This window comes from Polynucleobacter sp. MWH-P3-07-1 (assembly GCF_018687555.1).
Lineage (GTDB): Bacteria > Pseudomonadota > Gammaproteobacteria > Burkholderiales > Burkholderiaceae > Polynucleobacter.
On sequence record NZ_CP061296.1, the window covers coordinates 530,103 to 556,669 of the forward strand.

Genomic DNA, 26,567 nt, shown 5'->3' on the forward strand with positions numbered 1-26,567 from the left:
CAAATTGAAGCTGATTAGTCTGAGCTCTTGCTGCCTAAGGCTGGCGGTCTAGCTTTTGTCTTCTTATGAATTTCTTGGTGATCGCGAATAAAGGATTTGACCTTGGGGTAAACCTTCTCGCGCCAACGGCGACCTGCGAAGATGCCGTAATGGCCAGCACCAGCAACTTCATAGTGATCTTTACGCTCAGTGGGTATACCTTTGCAAAGCTTGTGTGCCGCGCGAGTTTGCCCGCTACCGGAGATATCGTCTAGCTCGCCTTCAATGGTCAACAGAGCAGTATGCGAAATATCTTGAGGTTTAACCAATGCATCGCCAACCTTCCAGGTGCCATTGGGTAGTGCATAGTCTTGGAAAACCGTCTTAATCGTATCTAAGTAAAACTTCGCATCCATATCGAGCACTGCGTTGTACTCATCATAAAAACGAATATGTGCATTAGCGTCATCTTCATCGCCCTGCATCAAGCTCTTGAAGAAATCCCAATGCGATTGCATATGGTTTTGTGGGTTCATGGCCATAAAGCCCGCATGTTGCAAGAAGCCAGGGTAGACCCGTCTGCCTGCGCCAGGATGGGGTGGCGGTACCTTATAGATGACATGGCTTTCGAACCAGTCATAAGATTTTTGATCGGCTAAGTTGTTGACGGCGGTAGGTGATTTGCGCGCATCAATCGGACCACCCATCATGATCATCGATGCTGGTGTTTGCTCACCAGCAGATGCCATCAAAGAGATGGCGCCCAAGGTGGGTACAGTTGGTTGGCAAACAGAGATCACATGAAGATCTTGCGCGCCGATCGTACGGATAAACTCTTGGATGTAGTGAACATAATCATCTAAACCAAAGTCACCGTCTTCTAAGGGAATCAGGCGGGCATCCACCCAGTCCGTAATGTAGACCTTGTGGTCTTGCAATAAAGTGCGCACGGTATCACGTAATAAAGTGGAGTGATGCCCAGACATGGGTGCCACAACTAAAACAACGGGATCTTCCTTCAGCTTGGTAATTACTTCTACATCATCGGAGAAGCGTTTGAACCGAAGCAATTGGCAGAATGGTTTTGCAACCACCACCGTCTCGTGAATAGCAACATCACGGCCATGAGCATGGACTGTCTTAATGCCAAACTCGGGTTTCTTGTATTCTTTACCAAGGCGATGGAGTAACTCATAGCTAGCAGCTAGACGCGAAGAGCCTGGAATCTTTGAGAGCGGATTGGAGGCATTCATGAAGGTTTCGGATGCCGCACGCGCCCAAGCGCTCAGCGGATTTAACAAAGCTTTTTGAAACTCATGTAACTGATATAGCATCCTGCCTCCTAAAAATCAGTTGTACTGCTTAAATCGCCCAATCGTTATGACGCCAAAACCCGAGCAATCGCTTTAGCCACTTTATCAATATTTTTGGTATTAAGGGCAGCGACGCAAATACGACCCGTAGAGAGGGCGTAAATACCGTCTTCCTTCTGCAAGCGCTCAACTTGCTCGGCTGTTAAGCCTGAATAAGAGAACATCCCGCGCTGATTTTCAATGAAGGAAAGATCTTCTTTAACGCCAGCTTCAGCCAATTTAACAACGAAATCGTGACGCATTTGTTTAATGCGGTTACGCATGCCACCAAGCTCTTCTTCCCACATTTTGCGGAGTTCAGGTGTATTCAGAACTGCGGCCACAATGGCTCCACCATGGGTAGGTGGGTTTGAGTAGTTGGTGCGAATGACGCGCTTCAATTGCGAAAGAACTCGGACAGACTCTTCCTTACTTTGGGTGATGATAGATAGAGCGCCGACACGCTCTCCATAGAGAGAAAATGATTTAGAGAATGAGCTTGAAACAAAGAAGGACATACCTGATTCGGCAAACAGACGAACGGCGATACCGTCTTGTTCGATTCCGCCAGCAAAACCTTGATAAGCCATGTCTAAGAAAGGAATGAGTTCCTTAGTCTTACAAATTTCAATGACTTGGCGCCACTGCGCTTCAGTAATGTCGGCGCCAGTAGGGTTGTGGCAGCAAGCATGTAAAACCACGGTGGTGTGCTTTGGATAGGACTCCAAGGATTTCACCATCCCGGCAAAGTCAACACCATGAGTTGCACTGTCAAAATAGGTGTAATCGAGAACCTCAAATCCAGCAGCCTCAAAAATGCCGCGATGGTTTTCCCAGGTTGGATTGCTAATTGCAGCAGGGGCTTTGAAATTCAGACGCTCAATAAAGTCAGCGCCAACGCGCAATGCGCCGGTACCGCCGATACATTCGGCTGTGACAACTCGCCCATCCTTAATGAGGGGGGAGTCAGCACCAAACAATAAATTCTGCACGGCGAGGTTGTAAGGGTTAGGGCCATCAATCGGGATGTAGCCTCTAGGTAAATGCTTGGCAACCAATTCTTCTTCTGCCTTCAAGACTGCTTTTAATAAAGGAATTTTTCCATCATCAGTGAAGTAGACACCCACACCAAGATTGACTTTATCGGGCCGTTGATCGGCAGCATAGGCTTCAGTTAAGCCAAAAATAGGATCTTTAGGGGCTAGCGCAACAGAGGAAAACAGGGTCATTTGGTCGGTGAGGTAGGTTAGTTAGAGGTACTTTTGGGCTTAATTCAGGAATTTTTGCATTTAAGCTGACTATTTTTGAATAAAAACGGCAAAATCATCCTTTGTACAAAATTCTCTGTAATCAATCTTACAGATGAAATGATAGCTGAGATGCCCCCTAAGTCCCCGAAAACCTCCTCCAAAGCCCCTGCGGGCGAGACTCTACCCGTCATCGTTGCAGATCCCTTGGGTCAGGCTGGGCATGAGCTGGATCCAGCGAAGTTTGTGACCTACCCAGATTCACCATATCAGCTTTACCAGCCTTTTCCACCAGCAGGGGATCAACCCCAGGCCATTGAAAAGTTGGTCGAGGGGATTGAGGATGGTTTGGTATTCCAAACGCTCTTGGGGGTCACAGGTTCCGGCAAGACTTTTACGATGGCCAATGTGATTGCCAGAACGGGGCGCCCAGCCATCATTTTCGCCCCAAATAAAACCCTAGCTGCACAGCTTTACAGTGAGTTCCGAGAATTCTTTCCTCGTAATGCGGTGGAATATTTCGTGAGCTACTACGACTACTACCAGCCTGAAGCGTATGTGCCGCAGCGCGATTTATTTATTGAAAAAGATTCCTCGATCAATGAGCATATCGAGCAGATGCGTTTGTCAGCCACCAAGAGTTTGCTCGAGCGACGCGACGTCATCATTGTTGCCACGGTATCGGCGATCTATGGCATCGGCAACCCAGGCGACTATCACAGCATGGTCATGACTCTGCGCCCTGGTGACAAGATGAGTCAGCGCGATATTTTGGTGCGCTTGATTGCCATGCAATACGACCGAAATGAGCTCGATTTCAAGCGTGGCGTCTTTAGGGTTCGTGGCGATACCATTGATATTTTTCCGGCTGAGCATAATGAACTTGCGATCAGGGTAGAGCTCTTTGATGATGTGATTGAGAGTTTGCAATTCTTTGATCCATTAACAGGACGCACTCGTCAAAAGATTCCCCGCTTCACGGTTTACCCAAGCTCGCACTATGTCACTCCGCGCGAGACAGTACTTAAAGCGATTGAAACGATTAAGACGGAGTTACGTGAGCGCCTTGAGGAATTTGTAAAGGATGGCAAGCTGGTTGAGGCGCAACGTCTTGAGCAGCGCACTCGCTTTGATCTCGAGATGCTCAATGAGCTGGGCTTCTGTAAAGGGATTGAGAATTACTCCCGCCATCTCTCTGGAGCTAAGCCTGGCGAGGCTCCGCCGACCTTAGTCGATTATTTGCCTAACGATGCTTTGATGTTCTTGGACGAAAGTCATGTCCTCATTGGACAACTTAATGCGATGTACAACGGGGATAAGTCTCGTAAACATACGCTGGTTGAGTTTGGCTTCCGTTTGCCATCGGCAATGGATAACCGCCCCTTAAAGTTCACCGAATTTGAAACTAAGATGCGTCAAACCATTTTTGTTTCTGCAACACCAGCCGATTACGAGGGTCAACACACCGGACAAGTTGTCGAGCAAGTAGCACGCCCAACCGGATTAGTGGATCCTGAAATTGAAGTCTTACCTGCCAGCTCACAAGTGGATGATCTCTTGGGGCAGATTCATGAGCGGGTGAAGGTCGGTGAGCGTGTTTTGGTAACCGTACTGACTAAACGCATGGCCGAGCAACTCACTGACTACTTATCAGACAATGGTGTGAAGGTACGCTATGTGCACTCTGATATTGATACCGTAGAGCGGGTTGAGATTCTGCGCGACCTGCGTTTGGGTGTGTTCGATGTCTTGGTCGGAATTAATTTATTGCGCGAAGGTCTGGATATTCCTGAGGTATCTTTGGTTGCGATCTTGGATGCTGACAAAGAAGGCTTCTTACGTTCTGAGCGTAGTTTGATTCAGACAATTGGACGAGCTGCCCGCAATGTTCGTGGCAAAGCAATTTTGTATGCTGATCGGATCACCGATTCCATGCGGCGTGCGATGGGGGAGACAGAGCGACGCAGAACGAAGCAAATTGCATTTAACAAAGAGCATGGTATCGAGCCACGTGGAGTCACTAAGCGCATCAAGGACATTATTGATGGTGTTTATGACGTAGGTGAGAAGCGGATTGAGCTCCAGGCGGCCGAAGAGCGCGCCCGCTATGAGGATATGTCTGAAAAAGACCTGGCCGCCGAAATTAAACGCTTAGAGAAGCAAATGAACTCGGAAGCCAAGAACCTTGAATTTGAGAAAGCAGCCAGCACCCGAGATCGTCTCTCCAAAGTCAAAGAAATGGCATTTGGAGCTCTTTCTCATGACTCCCTTGGCTAATCTCCCTACAGCCCAAATATGTATTGGAGGGGCAAAAAACCGCCATTTCTGTTATAGTTGAGTGGATTGGTCGGGTATTACCCATCTGACCAATAGCTGTCCATAACAATCCATTACCAAGGTGACATATGAGACTTACAACTAAAGGTCGTTTCGCAGTAACCGCAATGATAGATTTAGCCCTCCGTGAAGCACATGGGCCTGTAACTTTGGCTGGCATCAGTCAGAGGCAAAAAATTTCCCTTTCCTACCTAGAGCAATTGTTCGGCAAATTGCGCCGTTTCAATATCGTCGAAAGTACCCGCGGTCCAGGTGGGGGATATACCCTTGCACGCAAATCCGATGAGGTGAGCGTTGCAGACATCATTGTGGCGGTCGACGAGCCTTTGGATGCGACTCAGTGCGGCGGCAAAGGCAACTGTCATAGCGAGGAAGATCATCTGGGTCGCTGCATGACTCACGACCTTTGGGCCAATCTGAATTCAAAGATGGTCGAATACCTCAGTTCCGTTACCTTACGCGATTTAGTAGAGCAGCAATCTGGTCGTGGCCTTGTGATTCAGGACATGCGCCACAAGAAGATCAAGATTGATGCTGGCAAACCTGAGAAACAAGTAGCCGCATCTGTGGCTGCTAAGAAGGAGGTGGCGCCTAAGCCACCATTGATTAACTCCGTATTTAATTTAGCTCAGCAGAGCTAAAGCACACCCTAGGGCATTACAAAAAGTACACCATGAACGCACCTCAAGACATTCCTCAACAACCTGTTCCGATGTTTAGTCCTAAGCACTTTCCGGTGTACATGGATTATTCAGCGACAACTCCAATAGATCCGCAAGTGGTCGACAAAATGTTGCCTTATTTGCGTGAACAGTTTGGTAACGCCGCATCACGCAGTCATGCGTATGGTTGGGCTGCTGAGGAAGCCGTTGAGTGGGCGCGTTCAGAGGTGGCGCTACTGGTGAATGCAGATCCAAGAGAGATTGTTTGGACTAGTGGTGCAACAGAAAGTATCAACCTTGCTCTTAAAGGAGCGGCCCATTTCTATCGAGAAAAGGGTAATCACATCATTACTGTCAAAACCGAGCACAAAGCAACTCTGGACACTTGTAGAGATTTGGAGCGCGAAGGCTTTGAGGTCACCTATTTAGATGTGCTGCCAAGCGGCTTAATTGACTTTGCGCAATTAGAGGCAGCAATGAAGCCTGGAACCATCTTGGCTTCCGTGATGTTTGTGAATAATGAAATCGGCGTGATTCAAGATATTCCTCGGATTGGCGAGCTATGCCGCTCACGTGGTGTCATCCTACATGTGGACGCTGCTCAAGCCACCGGCAAAGTAGAGATCGACCTGAAGACTCTCAAAGTCGATCTCATGAGTTTCTCAGCACACAAAACGTATGGTCCTAAAGGAGTTGGCGCTTTGTTTGTGAGCCGCAAACCACGCGTTCGCATTGAAGCCCAGATTCATGGTGGTGGTCATGAGCGCGGTATGCGTTCTGGAACTCTGGCAGTGCATCAAATTGTGGGCATGGGTGAGGCTTTCCGTATTGCCCGTATCAGCATGTCTGAGGGCAATAAACGCATTCGTGCTTTGCGCGATCGCCTCCTGAATGGCTTAAAAGATATTGAAGAGGTCTACGTTAATGGGGATATGGAGCACCGTGTGCCACATAACCTCAACATCAGCTTTAACTATGTTGAAGGCGAGTCGATGTTGATGGCGCTTAAAGAGTTGGCGATTTCGTCTGGCTCTGCTTGTACTTCGGCCTCTTTAGAGCCTTCCTATGTGTTGCGTGCCTTAGGGCGTAATGACGAGTTGGCACACAGCTCCATCCGCTTTACCCTTGGGCGCTTTACTACCGAAGAGGAAGTAGATTTCACAATCAAATTAGTAAAAGAAAAGATTGCCAAGTTGCGTGAGTTGTCACCACTTTGGGAAATGTATAAAGACGGAATTGATTTGAGCACCATTCAGTGGGCTGCTCACTAATTAACCAAGACAGATAGAGAGAAAATACCATGGCATATAGCGACAAAGTAATCGATCATTATGAAAATCCTCGGAACGTGGGTTCATTCGCCAAAGGCGATGACGCAGTCGGTACCGGCATGGTTGGAGCGCCTGCTTGCGGCGACGTGATGAAGCTCCAGATTCGCGTGAACGATCAAGGCGTAATCGAGGATGCGAAATTTAAGACCTATGGTTGCGGTTCTGCGATTGCATCTTCATCACTCGTAACAGAGTGGGTGAAGGGCAAGACTCTGGATCAGGCTTTAGAAATCAAAAACTCTTTGATTGCCGAAGAGTTGGCTTTACCACCTGTGAAAATTCATTGCTCCATCTTGGCTGAAGATGCTATCAAAGCAGCAGTTCAAGACTACCGTGAAAAGCACCCCGCTAAATAAGTATTCATCCTATGTCTATTACTCTTACCGAAAAAGCAGCCGCCCACGTTAACCGCAATCTAGAGAAGCGCGGTAAGGGATGTGGCCTGCGCCTTGGTGTTCGTACTACTGGATGTTCTGGCCTGGCTTATGAACTCGAGTATGTCGATGAGCCAAATGCAGAAGATCAGTTGTTCGAGTCAAATGGCATCAAAGTATTTGTAGATCCCAAAAGCTTGGCTTATCTAGATGGCACTGAGCTAGATTTTGTACGCGAGGGCTTAAACGAAGGCTTTAAGTTTCAGAATCCCAACGTCAAAGATGAGTGTGGTTGTGGTGAATCCTTCCGCGTCTGACGATTACTTTCGTTTCTTTGGCTTAAACGAACAATTCACACTGAATTTGTCTGCCTTAGATCAGGCATACCTTACGATTCAAAAAGAAGTGCATCCCGACCGCCATGCGCGCGGGAGTGATTCTGAGCAGCGTATAGCGATGCAAATGGCAACGCTAGCCAATACGGCATACCAAACCCTCAAGAATCCCGTCCAACGTGGTTTATATATCTGCCAGCTTCACGGCGTTGATGCCAAGCTCGAAACCAATACTGCTATGCCAGCTGCATTCCTAATGCGTCAAATAGATTGGCGTGAAAGTTTAGATGAGAATGAAGAGGACATCGCTGCTCTGGAGGCTCTAACTACAGAGGTTGAGGAAGCTAAAGCTGACGTTATATCTGAAATTGCTCAAGCGATTGATTCTGCGCATCAGTATGAGCGTGCCGCTGAATTACTCAGAGGTTTATTGTTTATTGATAAGTTTGCCATCGAGCTTGATGACGCAATCGCTGCATTGGCGTAAATTCATGGCCCTTTTACAAATTTCCGAACCCGGTAAATCCCTTGCGCCACATCAGCGCCGCATTGCGGTTGGCATTGATTTGGGAACAACAAACTCTTTGGTAGCAGTGGTAAGAGATGCTTTACCAAAGGTTTTGCCTGATGCGCAAGGCCGAGAACTACTACCTTCCGTAATTCGGTATTTACCGAATGGGCGAACACAGGCAGGATTTGAGGCGATTGACAGTATTGCGCTTGATCCTAAAAATACCATCGTCTCTGTTAAACGCTATATGGGTCGCGGTCTAACTGACGTGGAGCATATTGAGAGTGCCCCATATGATTTTGTTGATCAGCCCGGCATGCTCAAGTTGCGCACGGTTGCTGGTGATAAGAGCCCCATTGAAGTATCTGCAGAAATCTTAGCCCGTTTGCGTCAACTTGCAGAGGATTCTCTTGCTGACGATATTGTGGGCGCCGTGATTACTGTGCCCGCTTACTTTGATGATGCACAGCGCCAAGCCACTAAGGATGCGGCCAAGCTAGCGGGCATCGAGGTGCTTCGTTTATTGAATGAGCCTACAGCTGCAGCAATTGCTTATGGTTTAGATAATGCTTCTGAGGGTATCTATGCTGTCTATGATTTGGGCGGCGGCACTTTCGATATCTCCATTCTCCGGATGACTAAGGGTGTCTTCGAGGTGCTCTCCACTGGCGGAGACTCTGCCTTAGGTGGCGATGACTTTGATCATCGTCTCTTCTGCTGGGTGATTGAACAAGCCAAGCTTCCCCCTTTATCAATTCAAGATCAGCGTTCTTTATTGTTGGCATGTAAAGAGGCTAAGGAGCACTTAAGTCATAGTCCTTTGGTGCGAGTTCATCAAAAATTGAGTGACGGTACAACCGTCAATGTCGGCGTGAGTCAGGCTCAGCTCTTCGAGATTACCCAAAACTTGGTTAACAAGACCTTAGTCGCCTGTCGTAAAGCCTTGCGTGATGCAGGACTCAAGGCGGATGAGGTAAAAGGCGTCGTGATGGTAGGCGGTTCAACGCGGATGCCCAATGTCCAAAGAGCGGTGGGTGAGCTGTTTGGTACTGAGCCCCTGAATAACCTGAATCCTGATCAGGTTGTAGCGCTCGGCGCTGCCATGCAGGCAGATTTGCTAGCCGGCAATCAAGGTAAGAATGATGAATGGCTCTTGCTTGATGTCATTCCCTTATCTCTTGGGATTGAAACCATGGGTGGCCTAGTTGAAAAGATCATCCCTCGCAATACGCCAATACCCGTTGCGCGGGCACAAGATTTCACTACTTTCAAGGATGGCCAAACGGCGCTAGCCCTTCAAGTAGTTCAAGGCGAGCGCGAACTTGCTCAAGATTGTCGATCACTTGGTAAGTTTGAACTCAGAGGCATTCCGCCTATGGCTGCGGGCGCCGCACGAATTCGGGTAACTTTCCAAGTGGATGCCGATGGTTTGTTATCTGTCAGCGCAGTAGAGCAGGGCTCTGGAGTGCAAGCTTCAATTAATATAAAGCCATCTTACGGACTTACCGATGGCGAGATTACCAAGATGCTCCAAGATGGATTTGCTTCCGCTAAGATGGATTTGCAAGCCAGATCACTTCGTGAGGAACAGGTCAATGCCCAGCGCTTACTAGATGCTGTCCAAACAGCTCTAGACGCCGATCGCAATTTGCTGAGTAAAGACGAGCAAATCAATATTGAAAAAGAAATGGCTCTCTTGCAGAAAGTCCTTCATCAAGAAACCGATAGCGCCATGCTGCGTAAGGCAGTTGACTATGCGGCTAAAGCAACAGATGATTTTGCTCAAATCCGCATGAATGCCAGTATTCAGAAGGCCTTAGCCGGCAAGAATGTCGCTGAAATTTAACATACTGATAATTAAAGAAGAATATGACCCAGATCGTTGTTTTGCCCCATAGTGAATATTGCCCTGAGGGTGCGGTGGTAGAGGCCTTACCGGGGACTTCAATTTGCGAGGCTCTACTCGAAAACGATATTCCAATCGAGCATGCTTGCGACATGGTCTGCGCTTGTACCACTTGCCATGTACTAGTCAAAGAGGGCTTTAACAGCCTGAACGCCCCCGATGAAAACGAGGAGGACATGTTAGATCGCGCTTGGGGTCTTGGTCCTCAGTCACGCCTATCTTGTCAGGCAATCATTGCGCAAGAGAATTTGGTGATTGAAATACCGAAGTACTCAATCAACCACGCCAAAGAGAATCATTAAAAATTACTGAGCAGAGGTTTGACGAATCATTCCTGCTGCAACAGTATGGTTACTGACCTCATCAATCAGAATGAATGCCCCGGTAGCTTGGGATTCATCAAATAAATCTGCGGCAATGGGTTTTTGCAGAATCAGACTAACTCGACCGATCTCATTGGTATTCAGAGGATGTGTCTCACTAGCATGAGATAGGGTTTGGACATCAAGCACCTCTTCAATGGCTTTGACCTTAGCTCCAACCGTATTGGTAGTGTGACGCAGGGCGTATTTCCGACTCATGGAGAGTGGTTCGCTATCGAGCCAGCATAGATCAGCAGAAATTGCTTTACTCAAACTGGGTGGCGTAATATCGTCAGCGCTAATAAATAAGCAGCCTCTCGAGATATCAATATCCTCATTGAGGCGAATTGCAATCGCATCGCCGGTAGTCGCTGAATCCACTCCATTATTAGAGCCATCGCGAGTTGAGCCATTACCAAGATAGATTTCAGCAACGGTCGCTTCAGTATTGCCAGGCAATACTTTAATCTTCTGACCCTTGCGAATGCTACCAGCCTCAACTTGACCAAGATAACCCCGAAAATCATCCGAGGCACTACCGTCTTGACGAGCGACATATTGCACCGGAAAGCGAAAGCCTGTTTTCTCTGACGCTGGGCTCGTATCTAAACTTTCAAGCCAAGCGAGGAGGGTAGGACCTTTATACCAAGGAGTATTGAGGCTGGTATTCACTACATTAGCACCCAGCAAAGCCGAGATTGGAATCAGCGTTGGTTGAGGTAGACCAATTTTTTGGCACAGATCCTCAATCGCTTGCGTAATGGTGTTGAAGACTTGTTCATCAAAGTGAAACAAGTCCATTTTGTTGACGGCAAATACAACGTGACGCAGGCCGAGTAAGTGAACAATAGCGGCATGACGCTTTGTTTGTGCTAACAAGGTTGCTGGAGACGTTTTAAGATCAACTCTACTGGCATCCACCAAAATAATCGCAACGTCGGATTGGGATGCACCGGTCACTAAGTTACGTGTGTATTGCTCGTGACCGGGAGCGTCTGCCACGATAAATTTACGTTTTGGTGTTGAGAAGTAACGGTAAGCGACGTCGATCGTAATACCTTGTTCACGTTCGGCTTCTAAGCCATCAGTCAGTAAAGCTAAATCAACGCCAGCATCTGATGAAGTGACGCGAGCATGTTTGGTTTTAGAGAGGGACTCAAGTTGGTCCATCAAAATAGACTTGGTGTCATATAAGAGGCGACCAATCAAGGTGCTCTTGCCGTCATCCACGCTCCCGGCCGTAATAAAACGGACCACGTTTTGGTGTTCTGCAGATTGATTCGCTTGGGTCATTAGAAGTAACCTTCTTTCTTGCGGCGCTCCATGGAGGCCTCATTAGTTTGATCATCCATCCGGGTAGCACCACGTTCTGTGATTTCTGTAATTGCAGTTTCGGCAATGATGTCGAGTGGATTAGCAGCAGTACTTAATACTGGGCAGGTGCAGCTAATGTCACCAACGGTTCGGAAACGTACATCAAGAATCTCGCTGATATCACCAGGCGCCTTGGGGGTGATATCCGTGACCGGAACCAGTAAGCTATTTTTTCTGACGACTTCGCGTTGATGGGTGTAGTAAATGCTGGGAAGATCTAAATTTTCACGAGCGATATATTGCCAAATATCGAGCTCAGTCCAGTTGGAGATAGGGAAGACGCGCATATTCTCGCCTTTAGCGATACGGGCGTTATAGAGGTTCCACAGCTCAGGACGTTGCGCTTTTGGATCCCATTGACCAAAGTCATCACGGAAAGAGAAGATGCGCTCTTTAGCGCGGGCTTTTTCTTCGTCACGACGTGCGCCACCCATCAAGGCATCGAATTCATATTCCGCAATGGTTTCAAGTAAGGTTACTGCTTGAGCCGCATTACGGGAGTCAGTTTCCTTGCGCAAACGCACCGTTCCCTTTTTGATAGAGTCTTCTACATGCCCAACAATCAGTTTCACACCAGTCTTTTTGACGACATCATCGCGATACTGGATAACCTCAGGGTAATTGTGACCAGTATCAATATGCAAAATAGGGAAAGGAAGTTTGACAGGACGATCGCCAAACTGAAACGCTTTACGCGCTAGGTGAAACATCACAATCGAATCTTTTCCCCCAGAAAACAGCATGGCAGGATTGGCGCACTGCGCTACGACTTCGCGGATGATGTAAATCGATTCAGCTTCAAGCCAATCGAGATGATCATCTAATAAGGTTTGTTCTTGCATTTAATCAGTCATTCAATTATTGGTTAACGTGCAGGCCACATTCTTTGCTATTGCTTTGGAGCCACCACCAACGACCCGCACGAATATCCTCACCTTGTTTTACTTGGCGGGTACAAGGCTCACACCCAATACTGGGATAGCCTTTTAGATGGAGCGGATGGATCGGGACATTCTCTTGCTTGATATAAGCCCAAACATCGGCTTCAGACCAATCAAAGAGCGGGTTGAACTTTTCGATTCCTCTAGCATCGTCATGCTCCGCGAAATTTAACTCGGTACGCGTAGTGGATTGCTCTCTTCTTTGACCGGTCAACCATGCATCTGCACCAAGCAAGGCTGCATTCAGCGGTTTAATCTTGCGTGCTCCACAACAGGCTTTTTTGGCTGCTTCACCCTCGTAGAAACCATTGATTCCATATTGATCAATAAAGGCTTGTATGTCGGATTCTTCGGGATATGCTTTGGTGATAGCAATTTGATAATGATCTTCAGTAGTCTTGACCATATCTACAGTCTCTTGATGTAGGCGACCTGTTGCAAGAGTAAAAAATTGGATTGGTAGCTTTGCTTGTGCAATTGCATCGGTGATCACCATGTCTTCAGCAGCAAGACTGGTAGCAAAGCGAACATCATTATGAGCCTTGCAAATAGAAACTAAGCGCTCGGTGAGCGCTTGGCTTTTTTCAGCTAATTGGGAGGGACTTAGCTTGCTAGGCGGAATGGTCCAAAATTGTGGGGCATTCATGAGAGCACCAATTTTAGACCAACCAAAAAGAGTGTTGCTGCAAGCGTATTACGAGTGATTTTTTCAGACAGAACACTCGATAATTTTGCTCCTAACCAAATCGCAGGAACAGAGCCAATCAAGAGGCCTGCCAATAGATCAAAGTGCACATTGCCGAGCCACCAGTGGCCAAGGCCTGCTAATGCGGTGAGCGGTACAGCATAGGCAATATCGGTACCTGCAACTTCAGCCGGCCGAAGGGTGGGGTAGAGCACCAAAATCAAGGTAGCGCCGATAGCGCCCGCGCCGATTGAGGAGATGGTCACCAAAACTCCAATCACTGCTCCGACCAATGCCGTAGCCACTTTGAGAGGAGACCCGCTTGGTAAACGTTTGGGGTTAGCGTGAACCCATTTCATAATCTTCGCTCTAAACAGGAGTGAGCCGGCAGTTAATAAAACGGATACACCAATCGAAAGACTAATGATGTGATTCCAATCTTTTGATACTGGACCCACATATTTCAGTGCGATGATCGACAGTATTGCGGTGGTCAGGCTGCCCAAACACAGCAGGCGAACAATGTCCCACCGAACGTTGCCATGTAAGCGATGAGCTGCAGTACCAAAGCCTTTGGTAATGGCAGCAAAAGCCAGATCGGTACCCACTGCTGTAGTGGGAGCAACGCCAAAAATGATCGTTAGCAAGGGCGTCATGAGCGAGCCACCACCTACGCCGGTCATGCCGACTAGGAGTCCAACCAGTGCGCCAGAAATAATAAAGTGTGATGAATCGATGAAGAACTGGGCCATGATTTTTTCTGATTATGAGTATTGGGCTTCTTCAAATTCCTGGAATTTGATCGTGTTCATCAAAAATAAAATACGACGCTGAATTGATTTGCGGTTTTCTACTTGCTCAAGCGGTAATTGGTCATGCTCACGCAGCAGGCTGGTGATGATGGGGTTGTATTGCTCCCGAACTGGTGACATTGCGATTCCTCTATTAATCAAGCGTTAGAGGAGACTTTAGCAATGACGCTATATATCCACAAGGAATATATAGCGATATCTATATTACATACGGATATATAGATTATTTTTCGACGAAGGCACGCTCAAAGACATAGTCGCCCAAATGACCTAGGCTTGGGGAGACTTTGAAGCCCCGACTATCGAGCATTTCACAGGTTTCTTTGAGCATCGATGGGCTGCCGCAAATCATGGCGCGATCTACGGCAGGATCCAAAGGCGGTAAACCAATATCTTTGAAGAGTTGGCCAGTTTCAATAGCAGTGGTGAGGCGACCGGTGTGTTTGAAAGCCTCGCGCGTCACCGTAGGGTAGTAGATGAGTTTTTCACGAATGAGTTCACCCAAATATTCATCTTGAGTCAGTTCGTTCTTGATGTAATCGCCATAAGCGAGTTCACTAACTAGGCGCACACCATGAATCAAAACAACTTTCTCGAATTTGTCATAGGTTTCAGGATCACGAATGATGCTCATAAAGGGCGCCAAGCCAGTGCCAGTGCTAAATAAGTAGAGGTGTTTGCCAGGATTGAGGTCATCAATCACTAAAGTTCCAACCGACTTCTCGCTCACGAGAATGGGGTCTCCAACCTGAATTTTTTGCAGACGGGAAGTGAGGGGTCCGTCTTGAACCTTAATACTCAAGAACTCCAAATGCTCTTCGTAGTTTGGACTTGCCACGCTGTAGGCTCTGAGTAGCGGTTTCCCTTCGACCTCTAAACCAATCATGAGAAAGTGCCCGCTGCGAAAGCGTAAGCCCTTGTTGCGGGTGGTCGTAAAGCTAAATAGGGTGTCATTCCAGTGATGAACTGACAGAACGGTTTCAGTGTTGCAAGTAGCCATAAAGCGGTGTGATTTTCAGTAAAGCCGTCATTATCCCATTCTTGGGCATGTCCCGAGGACTGCGGAGGCAATTAACTTTTTATATACCCTGAACTTTTAGTAATAAGGACTATTGCTCGATAGAGTCCAAGCTTCGCTATTATCTAAGCATGAATCGAACTTTTTACCTCCTAATGGGCTTTCTGAGTCTTGGTCTTGTGATGGTTGCGCTCATCCTCCAGCAATTTGGTTACCAGGGGGTCGCATTCTTGCCATGCCCTTTATGCATCATGCAAAGAGTGGGCTATTTGGGAGTTAGTTTTGCTTGTTTTATCGCGATGGCATTCCAGCCCAGCAGAAAAGCTTTCCATGTATTGGCGACGCTATTTACAGTTTTTGGCTTGGTAGTTGCTGGACGCCATATCTGGGTCTTGTTTCATCCCGATACTTCCTGCGGTATTGACCCCCTCGAAACTTGGATCAATCAGTTTGAGCTGGTTCGCTCCTTGCCATGGCTATTTAAAGCGGATGGCCTTTGCTCTGCTCAACTACCAACTATTCTTGGTTTGCAAGTACCTGAATGGTCCTTTGTTTGGTTTGCGATTATCTTGATCGTACTAGTACAAAGACTTTTTAAAAAGCACTAATTACTCTTCTTCGCGACGCAAGTGCGGGAACAGAATCACATCCCTAATATTGGGTGCGTCAGTTAAGAGCATTACCAAACGATCGATACCGATACCGCAACCACCAGTAGGAGGCATACCGTATTCCAGGGCGCGAATAAAGTCATGATCGAAGTACATTGCCTCTTCATCGCCAGCTTCTTTTTGCTCTACCTGTTTACGAAAGCGATTCGCTTGGTCTTCTGCATCATTCAGCTCTGAGAAGCCATTAGCAATCTCACGACCTGTGATGAATAATTCAAAGCGTTCGGTAACGCCTGGACGAGTATCAGACTCTCGTGCAAGGGGGCTTACTTCAATCGGGTAATCAATAATGTAAGTTGGCTCCCAGAGATGTTCTTCGGCAACCAATTCGAAAAGAGCGAGCTGAAGGGCGCCGATACCCGCATTCTTCAGGGTGGGGGAGTCAGGATTCTCGCCACCTTTCTTCAACTCAGAGCGAATAAAGTCTGCATCCTCGAGTTGCGCAGCTTGATATTGTTTATTGGATTGAGGGCCATATTTCAGAATCGCCTCTGTAATCGTTAAGCGCTGGAAAGGTTTGCTTAAATCCAGCTCGCGACCTTGGTGAGTTAACACTGCAGTGCCTTGAGCATCGATTGCTGCAGCACGAATCAGTCCTTCAGTAAAGTCCATCAGCCAGCGATAGTCAGTATAGGCCGCATAAAACTCCATCATTGTGAACTCAGGGTTATGGCGGGGGCTCACACCTTCATTGCGGAAGTTGCGATTGATTTCAAAGACGCGTTCAAATCCACCCACAATTAAACGCTTGAGATAGAGCTCAGGTGCGATACGCAGGAACATCTGCATATCAAGAGCATTATGGTGAGTTATAAAAGGCTTTGCTGTTGCACCACCAGGAATCGGATGGAGCATGGGTGTCTCTACTTCCATGAAGTCAGCATCAAGCATGTGACGACGTAAGGAAGCAATGGCGTTACTTCTTGCCTTGAACGTATTACGACTTTCAGGATTGACGATCAGGTCAACGTAGCGCTGACGGTATTTAGTCTCTAAATCAGATAGCCCATGGAATTTATCTGGCAGAGGGCGTAATGATTTGCTGAGCAAACGCAGGTTGCTACTCTCAACCGAGAGCTCGCCCTTATTGGTCTTAAAGAGATGGCCCTCAGCAGCAATAAAGTCACCCATATCCCAATGCTTAAAGGCAGCATGCGTATCAGCCCCGCTGATTTCATCGCTGATATAGAACTGAATTTGCCCACTTCGGTCTTGAATGGTTGCAAAGCTAGCTTTACCCATCACACGCTTTAGGACCATGCGACCGGCAACCTTGACATGAACTTTTTTGGCAGCCAATTCTTCTTTAGTCAGGCTATCGTAGTGCGCGTGTAAATCCGCTGATAAATGCGTTGGCACAAAATCATTCGGGAAAGGAACGCCAGCTTCCCGAAGTTTGGCTAATTTTTCACGACGCTCTGCAATGATGTGATTTTCATCAAGGGGTTCTGCGTTAGCTGGTGGGTTGGCTTTATCGTTCATATCAAAATGGGTTGCTGTTAATGGAATTAAACGCCTTGTTTCAGGCTAGCTTCAATAAAAGCATCAAGATCACCATCAAGCACCTTCTGGGTATTGGAAATCTCAACGTTGGTACGTAAGTCTTTAATACGGCTCTGGTCTAGAACATAAGAGCGAATTTGATGACCCCAGCCTACATCGGTTTTACTAGCCTCTAACTTATCTTGCTCAGCACGACGCTTTTGCATCTCATGCTCATAGAGGCGTGACTTGAGCATACTCATTGCCTCAGCACGGTTGCGGTGTTGGCTGCGGTCATTCTGACACTGAACCACGATGCCAGTTGGAATGTGCGTAAGACGCACTGCAGAGTCTGTTTTATTAATATGTTGACCGCCAGCACCTGAAGCGCGGTAGGTATCCGTCCGAATATCCGCTGGATTGACTTCAATTTCGATGGAGTCATCAATCTCAGGATAGACATAGATGCTGGCAAATGAGGTGTGTCGACCATTAGAGGAGTCGAAGGGCGACTTCCGTACTAAGCGATGCACTCCCGTCTCAGAGCGCAGATGACCGTAGGCGTATTCACCATCGACTTTGATGGTCGCGCTCTTGATGCCTGCTACATCGCCATCAGACTCTTCAAGAATTTCGGTTTTGTAACCTTTGCGCTCACAATATTTTAGATATTGACGATAGAGCATGCTTGCCCAATCACAGGCCTCAGTCCCGCCTGCACCGGCTTGAATATCAATGAAGCAGTTGCAAGAATCCATTTCATTGTGGAACATCCTGCGGAACTCCAGATCACCAATCAGCTGACTATAGCTCTCTGTGTCTTTTTCAATTGCGGAGATCGTCTCAAAATCATTTTCCTCTTTAGCCATCTCAAATAACTCGAGTGCACCCGTAATATTGCTATTGAGATTGGTGAGGGTGGCAACAACACCGTCAAGCAATTTCTTTTCTTTGCCAAGAGCTTGAGCTTTTTTTTGATCATCCCAAATTTTGGGATCTTCGAGAATGGAGTTAACTTCAGTGAGGCGGCGCGACTTTACATCAAAGTCAAAGATACCCCCGAAGGGCTTGCTCGCGCTCGAGCAGATCAGAGAGGGTATTGGAGATGGTATTGAGTTGTTCGGCTTCCATCCCCTCATTATAAGGGGGTTATAGCTGGACCTTGACGAAGCCTAATTAGCGGGATTGTCGTCGTGCGCCTCAATCATCAGCTGAATACGAGCCTGCCCTTGATAGCGGTCGGTGACTAGGCGATAGGCCAGCTTGGCGCGGTGGGGCAGGGTTTGGGTTCGATTGAACCAAACTCCAGTGATGGCTCTGCTAGCAGTGCTCCCAATCGGACGTAACTGCAAACGCAAGTGCTTCTCTTTCATGAGGCTTTGTTCTGAGATCTCAAATTCTCCATAGAAAACTGGCTGCGGAAATCCTTGACCCCAGATTTCTTCAGCCAGAAGATCGCCAAGCTCAGGAGTAAATTCATGTGGGGCTAAGCTGCCATCATGGCTATGGCTGCGTTCTAATAAATCATCAGTAAGTAGTTCATCGGCAACTTTTTGAAAAGCAGCATCAAACTGAGCAAAGTCTGCTTTATGAATGGTCAGTCCTGCTGCCATGGCATGACCACCAAACTTCAGAATCAAACCAGGCTCACGTTTAGAAACCAGATCTAGGGCATCACGCAGGTGAAAGCCAGCAATCGACCTACCAGAACCACGCAATTCATTGCTGTCAGCACCATCAGCTGGTGCAAATACTAGGGCGGGGCGATTGAAGCGCTCCTTAAGGCGAGAGGCCACAATTCCAATCACCCCTTGATGCCAAGCCTCGTTCCATAGGCAGATGCTAGGCATATCACGCATGGCATCAGTAAGTTGATCATCGGCCAGTAATGCGAGAGCTTCTTCTTGCATGCCCGTTTCAATCACGCGACGCTCTCGATTGATGCGATCAAGTTCCTGAGCAATCGACAAAGCCTCACCCTGATCATCAGTCAAGAGCAGGCGAATACCCAAACTCATATCAGCAAGCCTACCGGCAGCATTGAGTCTGGGGCCAATAGCAAAACCCAAGTCAAAAGCGTTTGCTTTACGAACATCTCTCACTGCGACCTGGAAGAGGGCTTGAATACCTGCTTGGCAAACGCCATTTCGAATGCGTTTTAATCCATTCGATACCAAGATGCGATTATTGCGATCGAGCTGAGCAACGTCTGCTACTGTACCCAGCGCTACTAGGTCTAGGAGATTTTCAATCTTAGGTTGAGTCTCGGTGGTAAATTTTCCCCGCTGACGCAACTCTGCACGTAATGCCACTAAGAGATAAAACATCACACCAACGCCTGCAAGTGCTTTACTTGGAAATGGACAGCCTACTTGGTTTGGATTCACAATTGCCGCCGCATTGGGAATGATGTCTGCTGGTAGGTGGTGATCGGTCACGATGACATCGATACCAAATTCACGAGCACGCTCAACACCTGCAGCACTTGCGATACCGTTATCAACGGTAATGAGATAGCGCGGCTTGGGTTTGAGCTCTGCCGCGAGCTCCACTACCTCAGGGGTCAGGCCATAACCCATCGTGAACCGATTGGGAACCAGAAACTGTATTGAGGCACTTTCTGCACCGAGTAGCTTGAGGCCACGCATCGCTACCGCACATGCCGTTGCGCCGTCGCAGTCATAGTCGGCAACAATTACGATGGATTCTCTTTTTCCCAGAATGTCTGCCAACAGACTGGCCGTACTTAAACAGTTCTTGAGTTCACTCGGAGAGAGTAGGTTTTTGAGTTCGAGAGATAAATCATCTGGCTTTTCAACACCTCGCGCTGCAAATAATCTAGCAAGCAATGGGTTTAAACCACTTTGCTCTAACCACTTGGCAGCCCTCTCAGAGTAGGGGCGGTGCTGAAAGAGGCTCATGAACCTGTTCCAATCATGTCTTGCCAGGATATTTTTTTAGCTTTTCGCCAGAACATCCAGGACTGCTGATGCAATGATTTGCGAGTAAATGTGCGTTCACGAAAACGACCATTGGGAAAGTCAATCAGGATCACTTCATCGAGTTGTTTATTTTCTAGAGCAGTCGATAGCATTCCCCAAATCGATTCTGGATCATCTGTATAGGCAAATCCCGCTTCCAGTTGGTCTGGATTAATATTAGCCGACTGAGGAATATTCAGAAACTTCGCGAGCCCCATGAGAAGCGGTTTGTTGCTGTAAATGGTTTTGATTTCCTTGAAGCAGTTGGGAGCCTCAACATCGGCTAATTTTCCAATTCCGCTAATCCAAATGGAGTTGATACTGGATTTACCAGATTGTTCACGAACCTGATTGATGGCATCGATATGCCAAAGCATCTGGATTTCATTTTGGAGCTTGCGCCATCTTTTGGATACACCTTCTTCATTGCTGTCACGCGGCATCCACCAGTCAATATTGCGCCCGTGGGATTGATCTAGACTGTGCGTTGCGAGACTGGCGAACGGTCCGGCAGGTATGAAATAAAAAGAGGCATTATGAAAAAGCAGGGGACTTTGAAAATCTTCCTCTAGTAATGGCAGGATCGGCTTAAGTAGTGCGTTAGATTCTTCTTGCGTCAGTCCAAGCTGAGTTTGGTTTAGGAGCACTAGGTGATCTCGTGTCGCATGAAGATGAACTGGCTGTAGGCAAGCAATCGACAGCTGGGGATCTATGACAAGATCAGACTGTCCCAATAAGAGAATCGGGGCAATCGGCACCCGCTTACCCAGGAGAAAACGCTCCTGCGGCAGTCCACAGGGCGGCTGTTCAGCCTGAGGGTCGAGAGCATCCTCCCCGCCGATCATCAGGGTAAACCGGCGGACAGGTTTGGAATTGGTATTGGGTTCGATGGCCATTTCCTTGATTTTAGGTGGGATTTGATTATTCCATCGGTTTAGCTTGGTAATTCACTAAACTGTTGGGATGTTGAAATTTCCCCTTGAGCTCGAAATTGGCTTGCGCTACACCCGTTCTAAGCGCCGCAAGGCGATTGGTAAGCGCGACGGCTTCCTTTCCTTTATCTCGGGCATCTCCACGATTGGGATCGCCTTGGGAGTAGCATCCCTGATTGTGGTGCTCTCGGTCATGAATGGCTTCCAAAAAGAGGTGCGGGATCGGATGCTATCCGTTCTTTCCCATATTGAAATTAGTGCGCCTGATGGCTTGGCGAACTGGCAGCCCTTAGCGCTGACTGTTGCCGCTCAGCCTCATGTTCTTGGGGTTGCTCCGATGGTTGGCTCTCAGGGTTTGTTGAGTCGCGGTGGGGCAATGCGTGGCGTATCGATACGGGGTGTCTCACCCAGCGAAGAGATCAAGGTATCGGATTTACCGAAGCAATTTATTTCTGGAAGTATTGATGATCTCAAGCCGGGGAGTTTTGGGGTTGCCTTAGGCTCACAACTGGCAGCCATTATTGGTGCCAATGTGGGCGATCGAGTGAACTTGATTGTTCCAGAGGCTGATCTCACACCAGCAGGCGCCTTACCGAGAATGCGCACCTTACAAGTCGTGGGTATTGTGGATAGTGGCCATTACGAATTCGATAGCTCATTAGTCATCCTGCATTGGCAAGATGCTGCGGCTTTGTTGCGGATGCGCGATCCCACGGGTTTGCGGGTCAAGGTTGACAATATGCAGCGAGCACCTGAGATTGCCAATCAAATAGCTGCAGTATTGCCTGATTCGGTTTGGATTTCTGACTGGTCCCGCACCAATCGCAATTGGTTTGCAGCAGTTCAAACCGAGAAAAAAATGATGTTCATTATTTTGACTTTGATCATTGCGGTAGCTGCATTCAACTTAGTCTCCACCTTAGTCATGACTGTGAATGAGAAGCAAGCAGACATTGCCATTTTGCGAACCATGGGCGCTAGTCCTGGAATGATTCAGCGCATCTTTTTAGTTCAAGGTTTGGCCATTGGCTTATTGGGTTCTTTGGCTGGGGTTGCCTTTGGATTATTAATTGCGCTCAACATTGATGTCATCGTTCCAGCAATTGAGGCGATCTTTAGGGTGCGCTTCTTACCCCGCGATGTGTATTTCATTAGTGAGCTACCATCGGATGTTCATCTTGCAGATGTTCTGACAGTGGGATTGATGGCTTTTGGTTTATCAGTATTAGCTACCCTATATCCAAGCCGTAGAGCCTCGAAGGTCCAGCCTGCGGAGGCGCTGCGTTATGAGTAATACGAACTCTGTAGTTCTCAGCGCTAACGGCTTAGCGAAAACCTACGGTCAAGGTGATTCTGCGGTTGAGGTTCTCAAGGCAATCGATTTACAGGTTTTTCCCTCAGAGAAACTCGCTATTGTGGGATCTTCTGGATCTGGAAAAAGTACGCTCTTACATCTATTGGGTGGTTTGGATAAGCCCACTAGTGGCACAGTCACTTTGGCTGGAGAAAACCTCAATCAACTTTCGACCAAAAAACTCGATCAGCTCCGCAATCGTAGTCTAGGCTTTGTATATCAGTTTCATCATCTCTTGGATGAATTTACTGCTCTAGAGAATGTAGCTCTGCCACTTCGCATCAGAGGTCTAGGTGGCGACGAGTCTTTAGCCCGTGCGAGCGCCATTCTGAAGCAAGTAGGTTTATCAGCTCGAGAAAAGCATACCCCTGGCGAATTATCAGGAGGAGAGCGCCAACGGGTTGCGGTTGCGAGAGCCTTAGTTGGTAACCCCGCCTGTGTGTTGGCTGACGAACCGACAGGCAATCTCGATACTGAAACCGCTGATGGTGTTTTTGACTTGATGTTAAGTATTGCTCGGGAGCAAGGGACCGCATTCGTGATTGTGACGCACGATCCTATTCGCGCTCAACGTTGCGATCGCATTATGCAACTAGAGCGCGGAGTATTGAGGACCTTTGCTGGATGAGCGTAAGCCCTTCGTGGGTTGATACTCACTGCCATCTAGATGCCCCTGAATTATTTCCCAATCTTCTGACGATCTTGGAGGAGGCCGCTCAAAAAGGTGTCAAGGCGATTTTGATTCCTGCAGTTCAGGCCGGTGACTTTGATCACGTTAAAGCTTTAGCCCATGACTATGCAAAACAAATCCCGGGTTTGGTCTATACCCTAGGAATTCATCCTTTGTATATTCAGAAAGCAAAGGAGAGTGATCTTCTGGTGTTGAAGGAAAAGATTGAGACTAATCTTGAGGATCCTCGCTTTGTTGGGATTGGTGAAATTGGCCTAGATTATTTTGTAGAGGGTTTAGACCCATTAAGGCAAGATTTTTTCTTTCAAGGGCAGTTGGATTTAGCACAGCAGTTTCAATTGCCCGTCGTACTTCATATTCGGCGTTCTCAAGATGCAATACTCAAAGCATTGCGTCAAAGAACTTTACCAGGAGGGATTGCGCATGCCTTCAATGGGAGTTTCCAGCAAGCCGAACAATTGATTGGGATGAACTTTAAGCTTGGTTTTGGTGGCGCAGCTACTTACACGCGAGCACTGCAAATCCGTCGCTTACTAACAGAGTTGCCACTCGATAGCATCGTTACTGAAACTGACGCTCCTGATATTCCTCCAGCATGGCTAAGAGATGAGGGAGCAGAATGTAATTCACCAAGCTATTTGCCCAGAATTGCGTCAGAGTTGGCGGATATTAGGGGCATTAGCCACGATCAGTTTGCACTGGCTGTGAGGCAAAATGCATCACAAGCTTTGCCACGCTGGTCCTCATTCCTCTCCTTCTAAAGATCCTTGCGTTTAGCTATTTCGGCGTTTATCGCCGGGGGATCTCTTCTTCTATTTTTGCCTGCGGTGCCGGCAAACTATCTCTCGATCGCATCAGTGTTGACAGCGCTATTGTTGCTAGCAATCTTTTACCTCGGTCATCCTCAGATCAAGCTTGTATTAGTCATCATTCTGGCTTTTACGCTTGGGTTCTGTTGGAATGCCTACTATGCTGATCAACGGTTAGACCATGTTTTGCCTAACTCATTGGATGGCGCAGAGTTCGAGCTGATCGGCCGGGTAGATGCCTTGCCCCAAGGGAATTCGCAGGGAAGCAGATTTGCGTTTGAAGTAGAGAAAAGTACTTCGCGAGAAAACACAGAAGTATTTACTCCGCGGATTTATCTTAGTTGGAATCCTGCTTGGAAAAATACGAATACCATTCCTGAAATCATTCCGGGGCAGCGTTGGAAATTCAAGGTGAAGTTAAAGCAGCCCTATGGTTTGCTCAATCCCCATACATTTGACTTTGAACGTTGGGCATTTCAACAGGATTACGGTGCTACTGGATCGGTTCGGTCAGGTGAGTTACTGGAGACTAATGCGATTGGCTGGTTCGATTTTCGTTTGGGTATGGAGCGCAAGCGGTGGCAGTTGCGTGAGAAAATTCAGCGTTTACTGCCTAAGGATGCCCGCTACCAAGGAGTGTTAGTGGCTCTGGTGCTAGGTGATCAAAATGCGATCGAACAAGATGATTGGCGAATATTCAATGCAACCGGCATTGGACATTTAATTTCAATCTCGGGCTTGCATGTCACTATGTTAGCTGGGGTGGGGGCAGTGATCGCAGCTAAGGTATGGCGCAGGAGATCATTACCGCTTTATATCCCGGTTGCTAAAGTCGCAGCAATCATCGGCTTTCTCACTGCTTTTATCTACACCTGGTTGGCGGGCTTCCAGATACCAGCACAAAGAACGATGTATATGGTTGGGGTAGTAGCCTTTGCTTTATGGAATGGCCGCAATCCCCGATCGTTTGATATTTGGTGGTGGGCCCTCTTTTTTGTTTTGCTGATTGATCCAATGGCGCCCTACACGCCTGGCTTTTGGCTCTCCTTTGGTGCTGTAGCTGCCATTCTCTATTCCATGAAAGACGCAAAGGGCTTATTGGGTATTCCCACTGGTAAAGAGTTTGATAGTGTTTGGCAAGACCGTATTAGGATGGCCTTATCGGAAGCTTGTCGGGTGCAAGCAGTGGTAACCATTGCCTTGCTCCCGCTTACTTATTATTGGTTCTATCAAACCTCGATTGTGTCGCCCATTGCAAATACTTTGGCGATTCCGGTGGTGAGTTATGTAGTCACTCCTTTTGCTATCGCCGGCGCTCTTTTACCCGAGTGGTTGGGAGAATGGTTTTTAAAACTAGCTCATTTATCAATGGAGTATTTGGGGATCGCATTAACAAAATTTGCTGGTTTATCGTGGGCAGTGCACCGCTCCCACGAGCCTACTATCTGGGCATTAAGTATTGCCAGCCTTGGTGTGATTATGGCGATTCGACCTGGAGATTTGCTGGATAGCTGGAAGTCACGGGTATGCGGAGCTTGCTTATCCAGTGTTTTATTTATTCCACCATTACCCCATCTCAAGCCCGGGCAGTTTAGGGCAACCGTCTTAGACATTGGGCAGGTAACAGCAGTGTTGATTGAGACAGCGACAAAGACGCTGCTCTATGACACCGGCCCAACTCACGGAATGAAGGATGATGCAGGTAGGCGGGTCATTATTCCTTTTTTACTAGGAAGTGGCATTCATGAGATTGATCGCTTGGTAATTAGTCACAGCGATAGCGACCATATTGGTGGAGCTACATCCTTACTCAAGGAGATACGGTTTCGTTCGATGATGGGATCATTACCAGAAAACAATCCCTTATTAAGCAATCTGAATAGAAGATCTATTTCAGCCCTGCCATGTCGTTATGGTCAGCAATGGGAGTGGGATAGGGTGACATTTAAAGTATGGCATCCAGAGGAGGGCACCAACTTTGAGCTTGAGTATCCGATGAAACCCAATGAAATGAGTTGTGTTTTGGAAATCAGTAATGATCGCTATTCTTTATGGATGACTGGAGATGTTGAGAAATATGGCGAAGCGGAAATTGTCAGAAGGTTGGCCAATGAGGGGTATTCGAAAAGTAATGACAAGGAAGTGATTTTCATGGCGCCTCACCATGGGAGCAAAACATCCTCTTCAGTTGGTTTGCTTGAGGCGCTTAATCCAAGTCAAGCATTTGCTCAAAACGGACATTTAAACCGCTATGGACATCCGCATCCAACAGTTACCCAGCGCTATCAGGGCTTGAATATTCCGTTTTATCAAACGCCAAAGACGGGCGCTCAGATTTGGAGTTTCGGATCGAGTGCAATCTCAAAGATCGATTGGCGATTTCAGGAAGCAAGGATATGGCATAGGAAATAAATCCTAAGC

The 26,567-nt window shown here is 47.6% G+C and carries 25 protein-coding genes; 13 read left to right on the forward strand and 12 right to left on the reverse strand.

The window, feature by feature from the left end; all coding sequences use genetic code 11:
• Positions 1-14: 14 nt before the first annotated feature.
• Complete coding sequence (locus ICU98_RS02835) at positions 15-1,313, reverse strand: polyhydroxyalkanoate depolymerase (protein WP_215352664.1); 1,299 nt, start codon at positions 1,311-1,313, stop codon at positions 15-17.
• A 44-nt stretch (positions 1,314-1,357) separates the two neighbouring features.
• Positions 1,358-2,560: an amino acid aminotransferase gene (locus ICU98_RS02840; protein WP_215352666.1), complete on the reverse strand. Its 1,203-nt coding sequence runs from the start codon at positions 2,558-2,560 to the stop codon at positions 1,358-1,360.
• Positions 2,561-2,698: 138 nt separating this feature from the next.
• Here ICU98_RS02840 and uvrB point away from each other — a divergent pair, with 138 nt between their 5' ends.
• The 8 genes from uvrB (at position 2,699) to fdx (ending at position 10,336) form a co-directional block, all read left to right on the forward strand.
• Complete coding sequence (uvrB, locus tag ICU98_RS02845) at positions 2,699-4,855, forward strand: excinuclease ABC subunit UvrB (protein ID WP_251365373.1); 2,157 nt, start codon at positions 2,699-2,701, stop codon at positions 4,853-4,855.
• A 128-nt stretch (positions 4,856-4,983) separates the two neighbouring features.
• Positions 4,984-5,556: a Fe-S cluster assembly transcription factor gene (locus ICU98_RS02850; RefSeq protein ID WP_215335391.1), complete on the forward strand. Its 573-nt coding sequence runs from the start codon at positions 4,984-4,986 to the stop codon at positions 5,554-5,556.
• Positions 5,557-5,588: 32 nt separating this feature from the next.
• Positions 5,589-6,848, forward strand: a complete 1,260-nt coding sequence (locus ICU98_RS02855; RefSeq protein ID WP_371818435.1) for an IscS subfamily cysteine desulfurase — start codon at positions 5,589-5,591, stop codon at positions 6,846-6,848.
• A gap of 29 nt (positions 6,849-6,877) precedes the next feature.
• On the forward strand, positions 6,878-7,264 hold the full coding sequence (iscU, locus tag ICU98_RS02860) for a Fe-S cluster assembly scaffold IscU (protein ID WP_112203458.1): 387 nt from the start codon (positions 6,878-6,880) through the stop codon (positions 7,262-7,264).
• A gap of 11 nt (positions 7,265-7,275) precedes the next feature.
• Positions 7,276-7,599, forward strand: coding sequence for an iron-sulfur cluster assembly protein IscA (gene iscA, locus ICU98_RS02865; protein WP_215335392.1), 324 nt, complete (start codon positions 7,276-7,278; stop codon positions 7,597-7,599).
• The gene (gene hscB / locus ICU98_RS02870; RefSeq protein ID WP_251365374.1) at positions 7,580-8,104 is read left to right on the forward strand and encodes a Fe-S protein assembly co-chaperone HscB; all 525 of its coding nucleotides are present in this window, start codon (positions 7,580-7,582) and stop codon (positions 8,102-8,104) included. The genes iscA and hscB overlap by 20 nt, the downstream gene beginning before the upstream one ends.
• A gap of 4 nt (positions 8,105-8,108) precedes the next feature.
• Positions 8,109-9,974: a Fe-S protein assembly chaperone HscA gene (gene hscA / locus ICU98_RS02875; protein WP_215353059.1), complete on the forward strand. Its 1,866-nt coding sequence runs from the start codon at positions 8,109-8,111 to the stop codon at positions 9,972-9,974.
• A gap of 23 nt (positions 9,975-9,997) precedes the next feature.
• On the forward strand, positions 9,998-10,336 hold the full coding sequence (gene fdx / locus ICU98_RS02880) for an ISC system 2Fe-2S type ferredoxin (RefSeq protein WP_215272248.1): 339 nt from the start codon (positions 9,998-10,000) through the stop codon (positions 10,334-10,336).
• A gap of 3 nt (positions 10,337-10,339) precedes the next feature.
• On the opposite strand, the gene ICU98_RS02885 is transcribed toward fdx, so the two are convergent.
• From ICU98_RS02885 to ICU98_RS02910, 6 genes are all read right to left on the reverse strand, one after another.
• Positions 10,340-11,689, reverse strand: coding sequence for a sulfate adenylyltransferase subunit 1 (locus ICU98_RS02885; protein ID WP_215352670.1), 1,350 nt, complete (start codon positions 11,687-11,689; stop codon positions 10,340-10,342).
• Entirely contained in the window at positions 11,689-12,612 is a 924-nt protein-coding gene (gene cysD, locus ICU98_RS02890; protein WP_215352671.1) for a sulfate adenylyltransferase subunit CysD, read from the reverse strand. The genes ICU98_RS02885 and cysD overlap by 1 nt, the downstream gene beginning before the upstream one ends.
• 16 nt (positions 12,613-12,628) lie before the next feature.
• Positions 12,629-13,357 (reverse strand): phosphoadenylyl-sulfate reductase, encoded by a 729-nt coding sequence (locus ICU98_RS02895; RefSeq protein ID WP_215352672.1) that lies wholly within the window; start codon positions 13,355-13,357, stop codon positions 12,629-12,631.
• Complete coding sequence (locus ICU98_RS02900) at positions 13,354-14,148, reverse strand: sulfite exporter TauE/SafE family protein (protein ID WP_215352673.1); 795 nt, start codon at positions 14,146-14,148, stop codon at positions 13,354-13,356. Before ICU98_RS02900 ends, ICU98_RS02895 begins: the two co-directional genes overlap by 4 nt.
• 12 nt (positions 14,149-14,160) lie before the next feature.
• Complete coding sequence (locus ICU98_RS02905; protein ID WP_215353278.1) at positions 14,161-14,328, reverse strand: hypothetical protein; 168 nt, start codon at positions 14,326-14,328, stop codon at positions 14,161-14,163.
• 103 nt (positions 14,329-14,431) lie between these two features.
• The gene (locus tag ICU98_RS02910) at positions 14,432-15,208 is read right to left on the reverse strand and encodes a ferredoxin--NADP reductase (RefSeq protein WP_215352674.1); all 777 of its coding nucleotides are present in this window, start codon (positions 15,206-15,208) and stop codon (positions 14,432-14,434) included.
• Between the two features lie 149 nt (positions 15,209-15,357).
• On the opposite strand from ICU98_RS02910, the gene ICU98_RS02915 reads away from it, so the two are divergent.
• Complete coding sequence (locus ICU98_RS02915; protein ID WP_215352675.1) at positions 15,358-15,834, forward strand: disulfide bond formation protein B; 477 nt, start codon at positions 15,358-15,360, stop codon at positions 15,832-15,834.
• On the opposite strand, the gene lysS is transcribed toward ICU98_RS02915, so the two are convergent.
• The 4 genes from lysS to ICU98_RS02935 form a co-directional block, all read right to left on the reverse strand.
• Positions 15,835-17,379, reverse strand: coding sequence for a lysine--tRNA ligase (gene lysS / locus ICU98_RS02920; RefSeq protein WP_215335400.1), 1,545 nt, complete (start codon positions 17,377-17,379; stop codon positions 15,835-15,837).
• A 26-nt stretch (positions 17,380-17,405) separates the two neighbouring features.
• A protein-coding gene (gene prfB, locus ICU98_RS02925) for a peptide chain release factor 2 (protein ID WP_215352676.1) occupies positions 17,406-18,510 on the reverse strand; the annotation gives its coding sequence in 2 pieces (ribosomal slippage) (positions 17,406-18,437 and positions 18,439-18,510; 1,104 coding nt in all).
• 41 nt (positions 18,511-18,551) lie between these two features.
• Positions 18,552-20,300 carry a single-stranded-DNA-specific exonuclease RecJ gene (gene recJ, locus ICU98_RS02930; protein ID WP_215352677.1) on the reverse strand — a complete coding sequence of 583 codons (1,749 nt, stop codon included), beginning with the start codon at positions 20,298-20,300 and terminating at the stop codon, positions 18,552-18,554.
• Positions 20,297-21,256, reverse strand: coding sequence for a hypothetical protein (locus ICU98_RS02935; protein WP_215352679.1), 960 nt, complete (start codon positions 21,254-21,256; stop codon positions 20,297-20,299). Before ICU98_RS02935 ends, recJ begins: the two co-directional genes overlap by 4 nt.
• A gap of 70 nt (positions 21,257-21,326) precedes the next feature.
• Between ICU98_RS02935 and ICU98_RS02940 the strand changes: the two genes are divergently transcribed.
• From ICU98_RS02940 to ICU98_RS02955, 4 genes are all read left to right on the forward strand, one after another.
• Complete coding sequence (locus ICU98_RS02940; RefSeq protein ID WP_215337088.1) at positions 21,327-22,586, forward strand: lipoprotein-releasing ABC transporter permease subunit; 1,260 nt, start codon at positions 21,327-21,329, stop codon at positions 22,584-22,586.
• Positions 22,579-23,274 (forward strand): ABC transporter ATP-binding protein, encoded by a 696-nt coding sequence (locus tag ICU98_RS02945; RefSeq protein WP_215352681.1) that lies wholly within the window; start codon positions 22,579-22,581, stop codon positions 23,272-23,274. The genes ICU98_RS02940 and ICU98_RS02945 overlap by 8 nt, the downstream gene beginning before the upstream one ends.
• Positions 23,271-24,098, forward strand: coding sequence for a TatD family hydrolase (locus tag ICU98_RS02950; RefSeq protein WP_215352682.1), 828 nt, complete (start codon positions 23,271-23,273; stop codon positions 24,096-24,098). The genes ICU98_RS02945 and ICU98_RS02950 overlap by 4 nt, the downstream gene beginning before the upstream one ends.
• A 96-nt stretch (positions 24,099-24,194) precedes the next feature.
• Positions 24,195-26,558, forward strand: coding sequence for a DNA internalization-related competence protein ComEC/Rec2 (locus tag ICU98_RS02955; protein WP_251365375.1), 2,364 nt, complete (start codon positions 24,195-24,197; stop codon positions 26,556-26,558).
• The last annotated feature ends 9 nt before the right edge of the window (positions 26,559-26,567 follow it).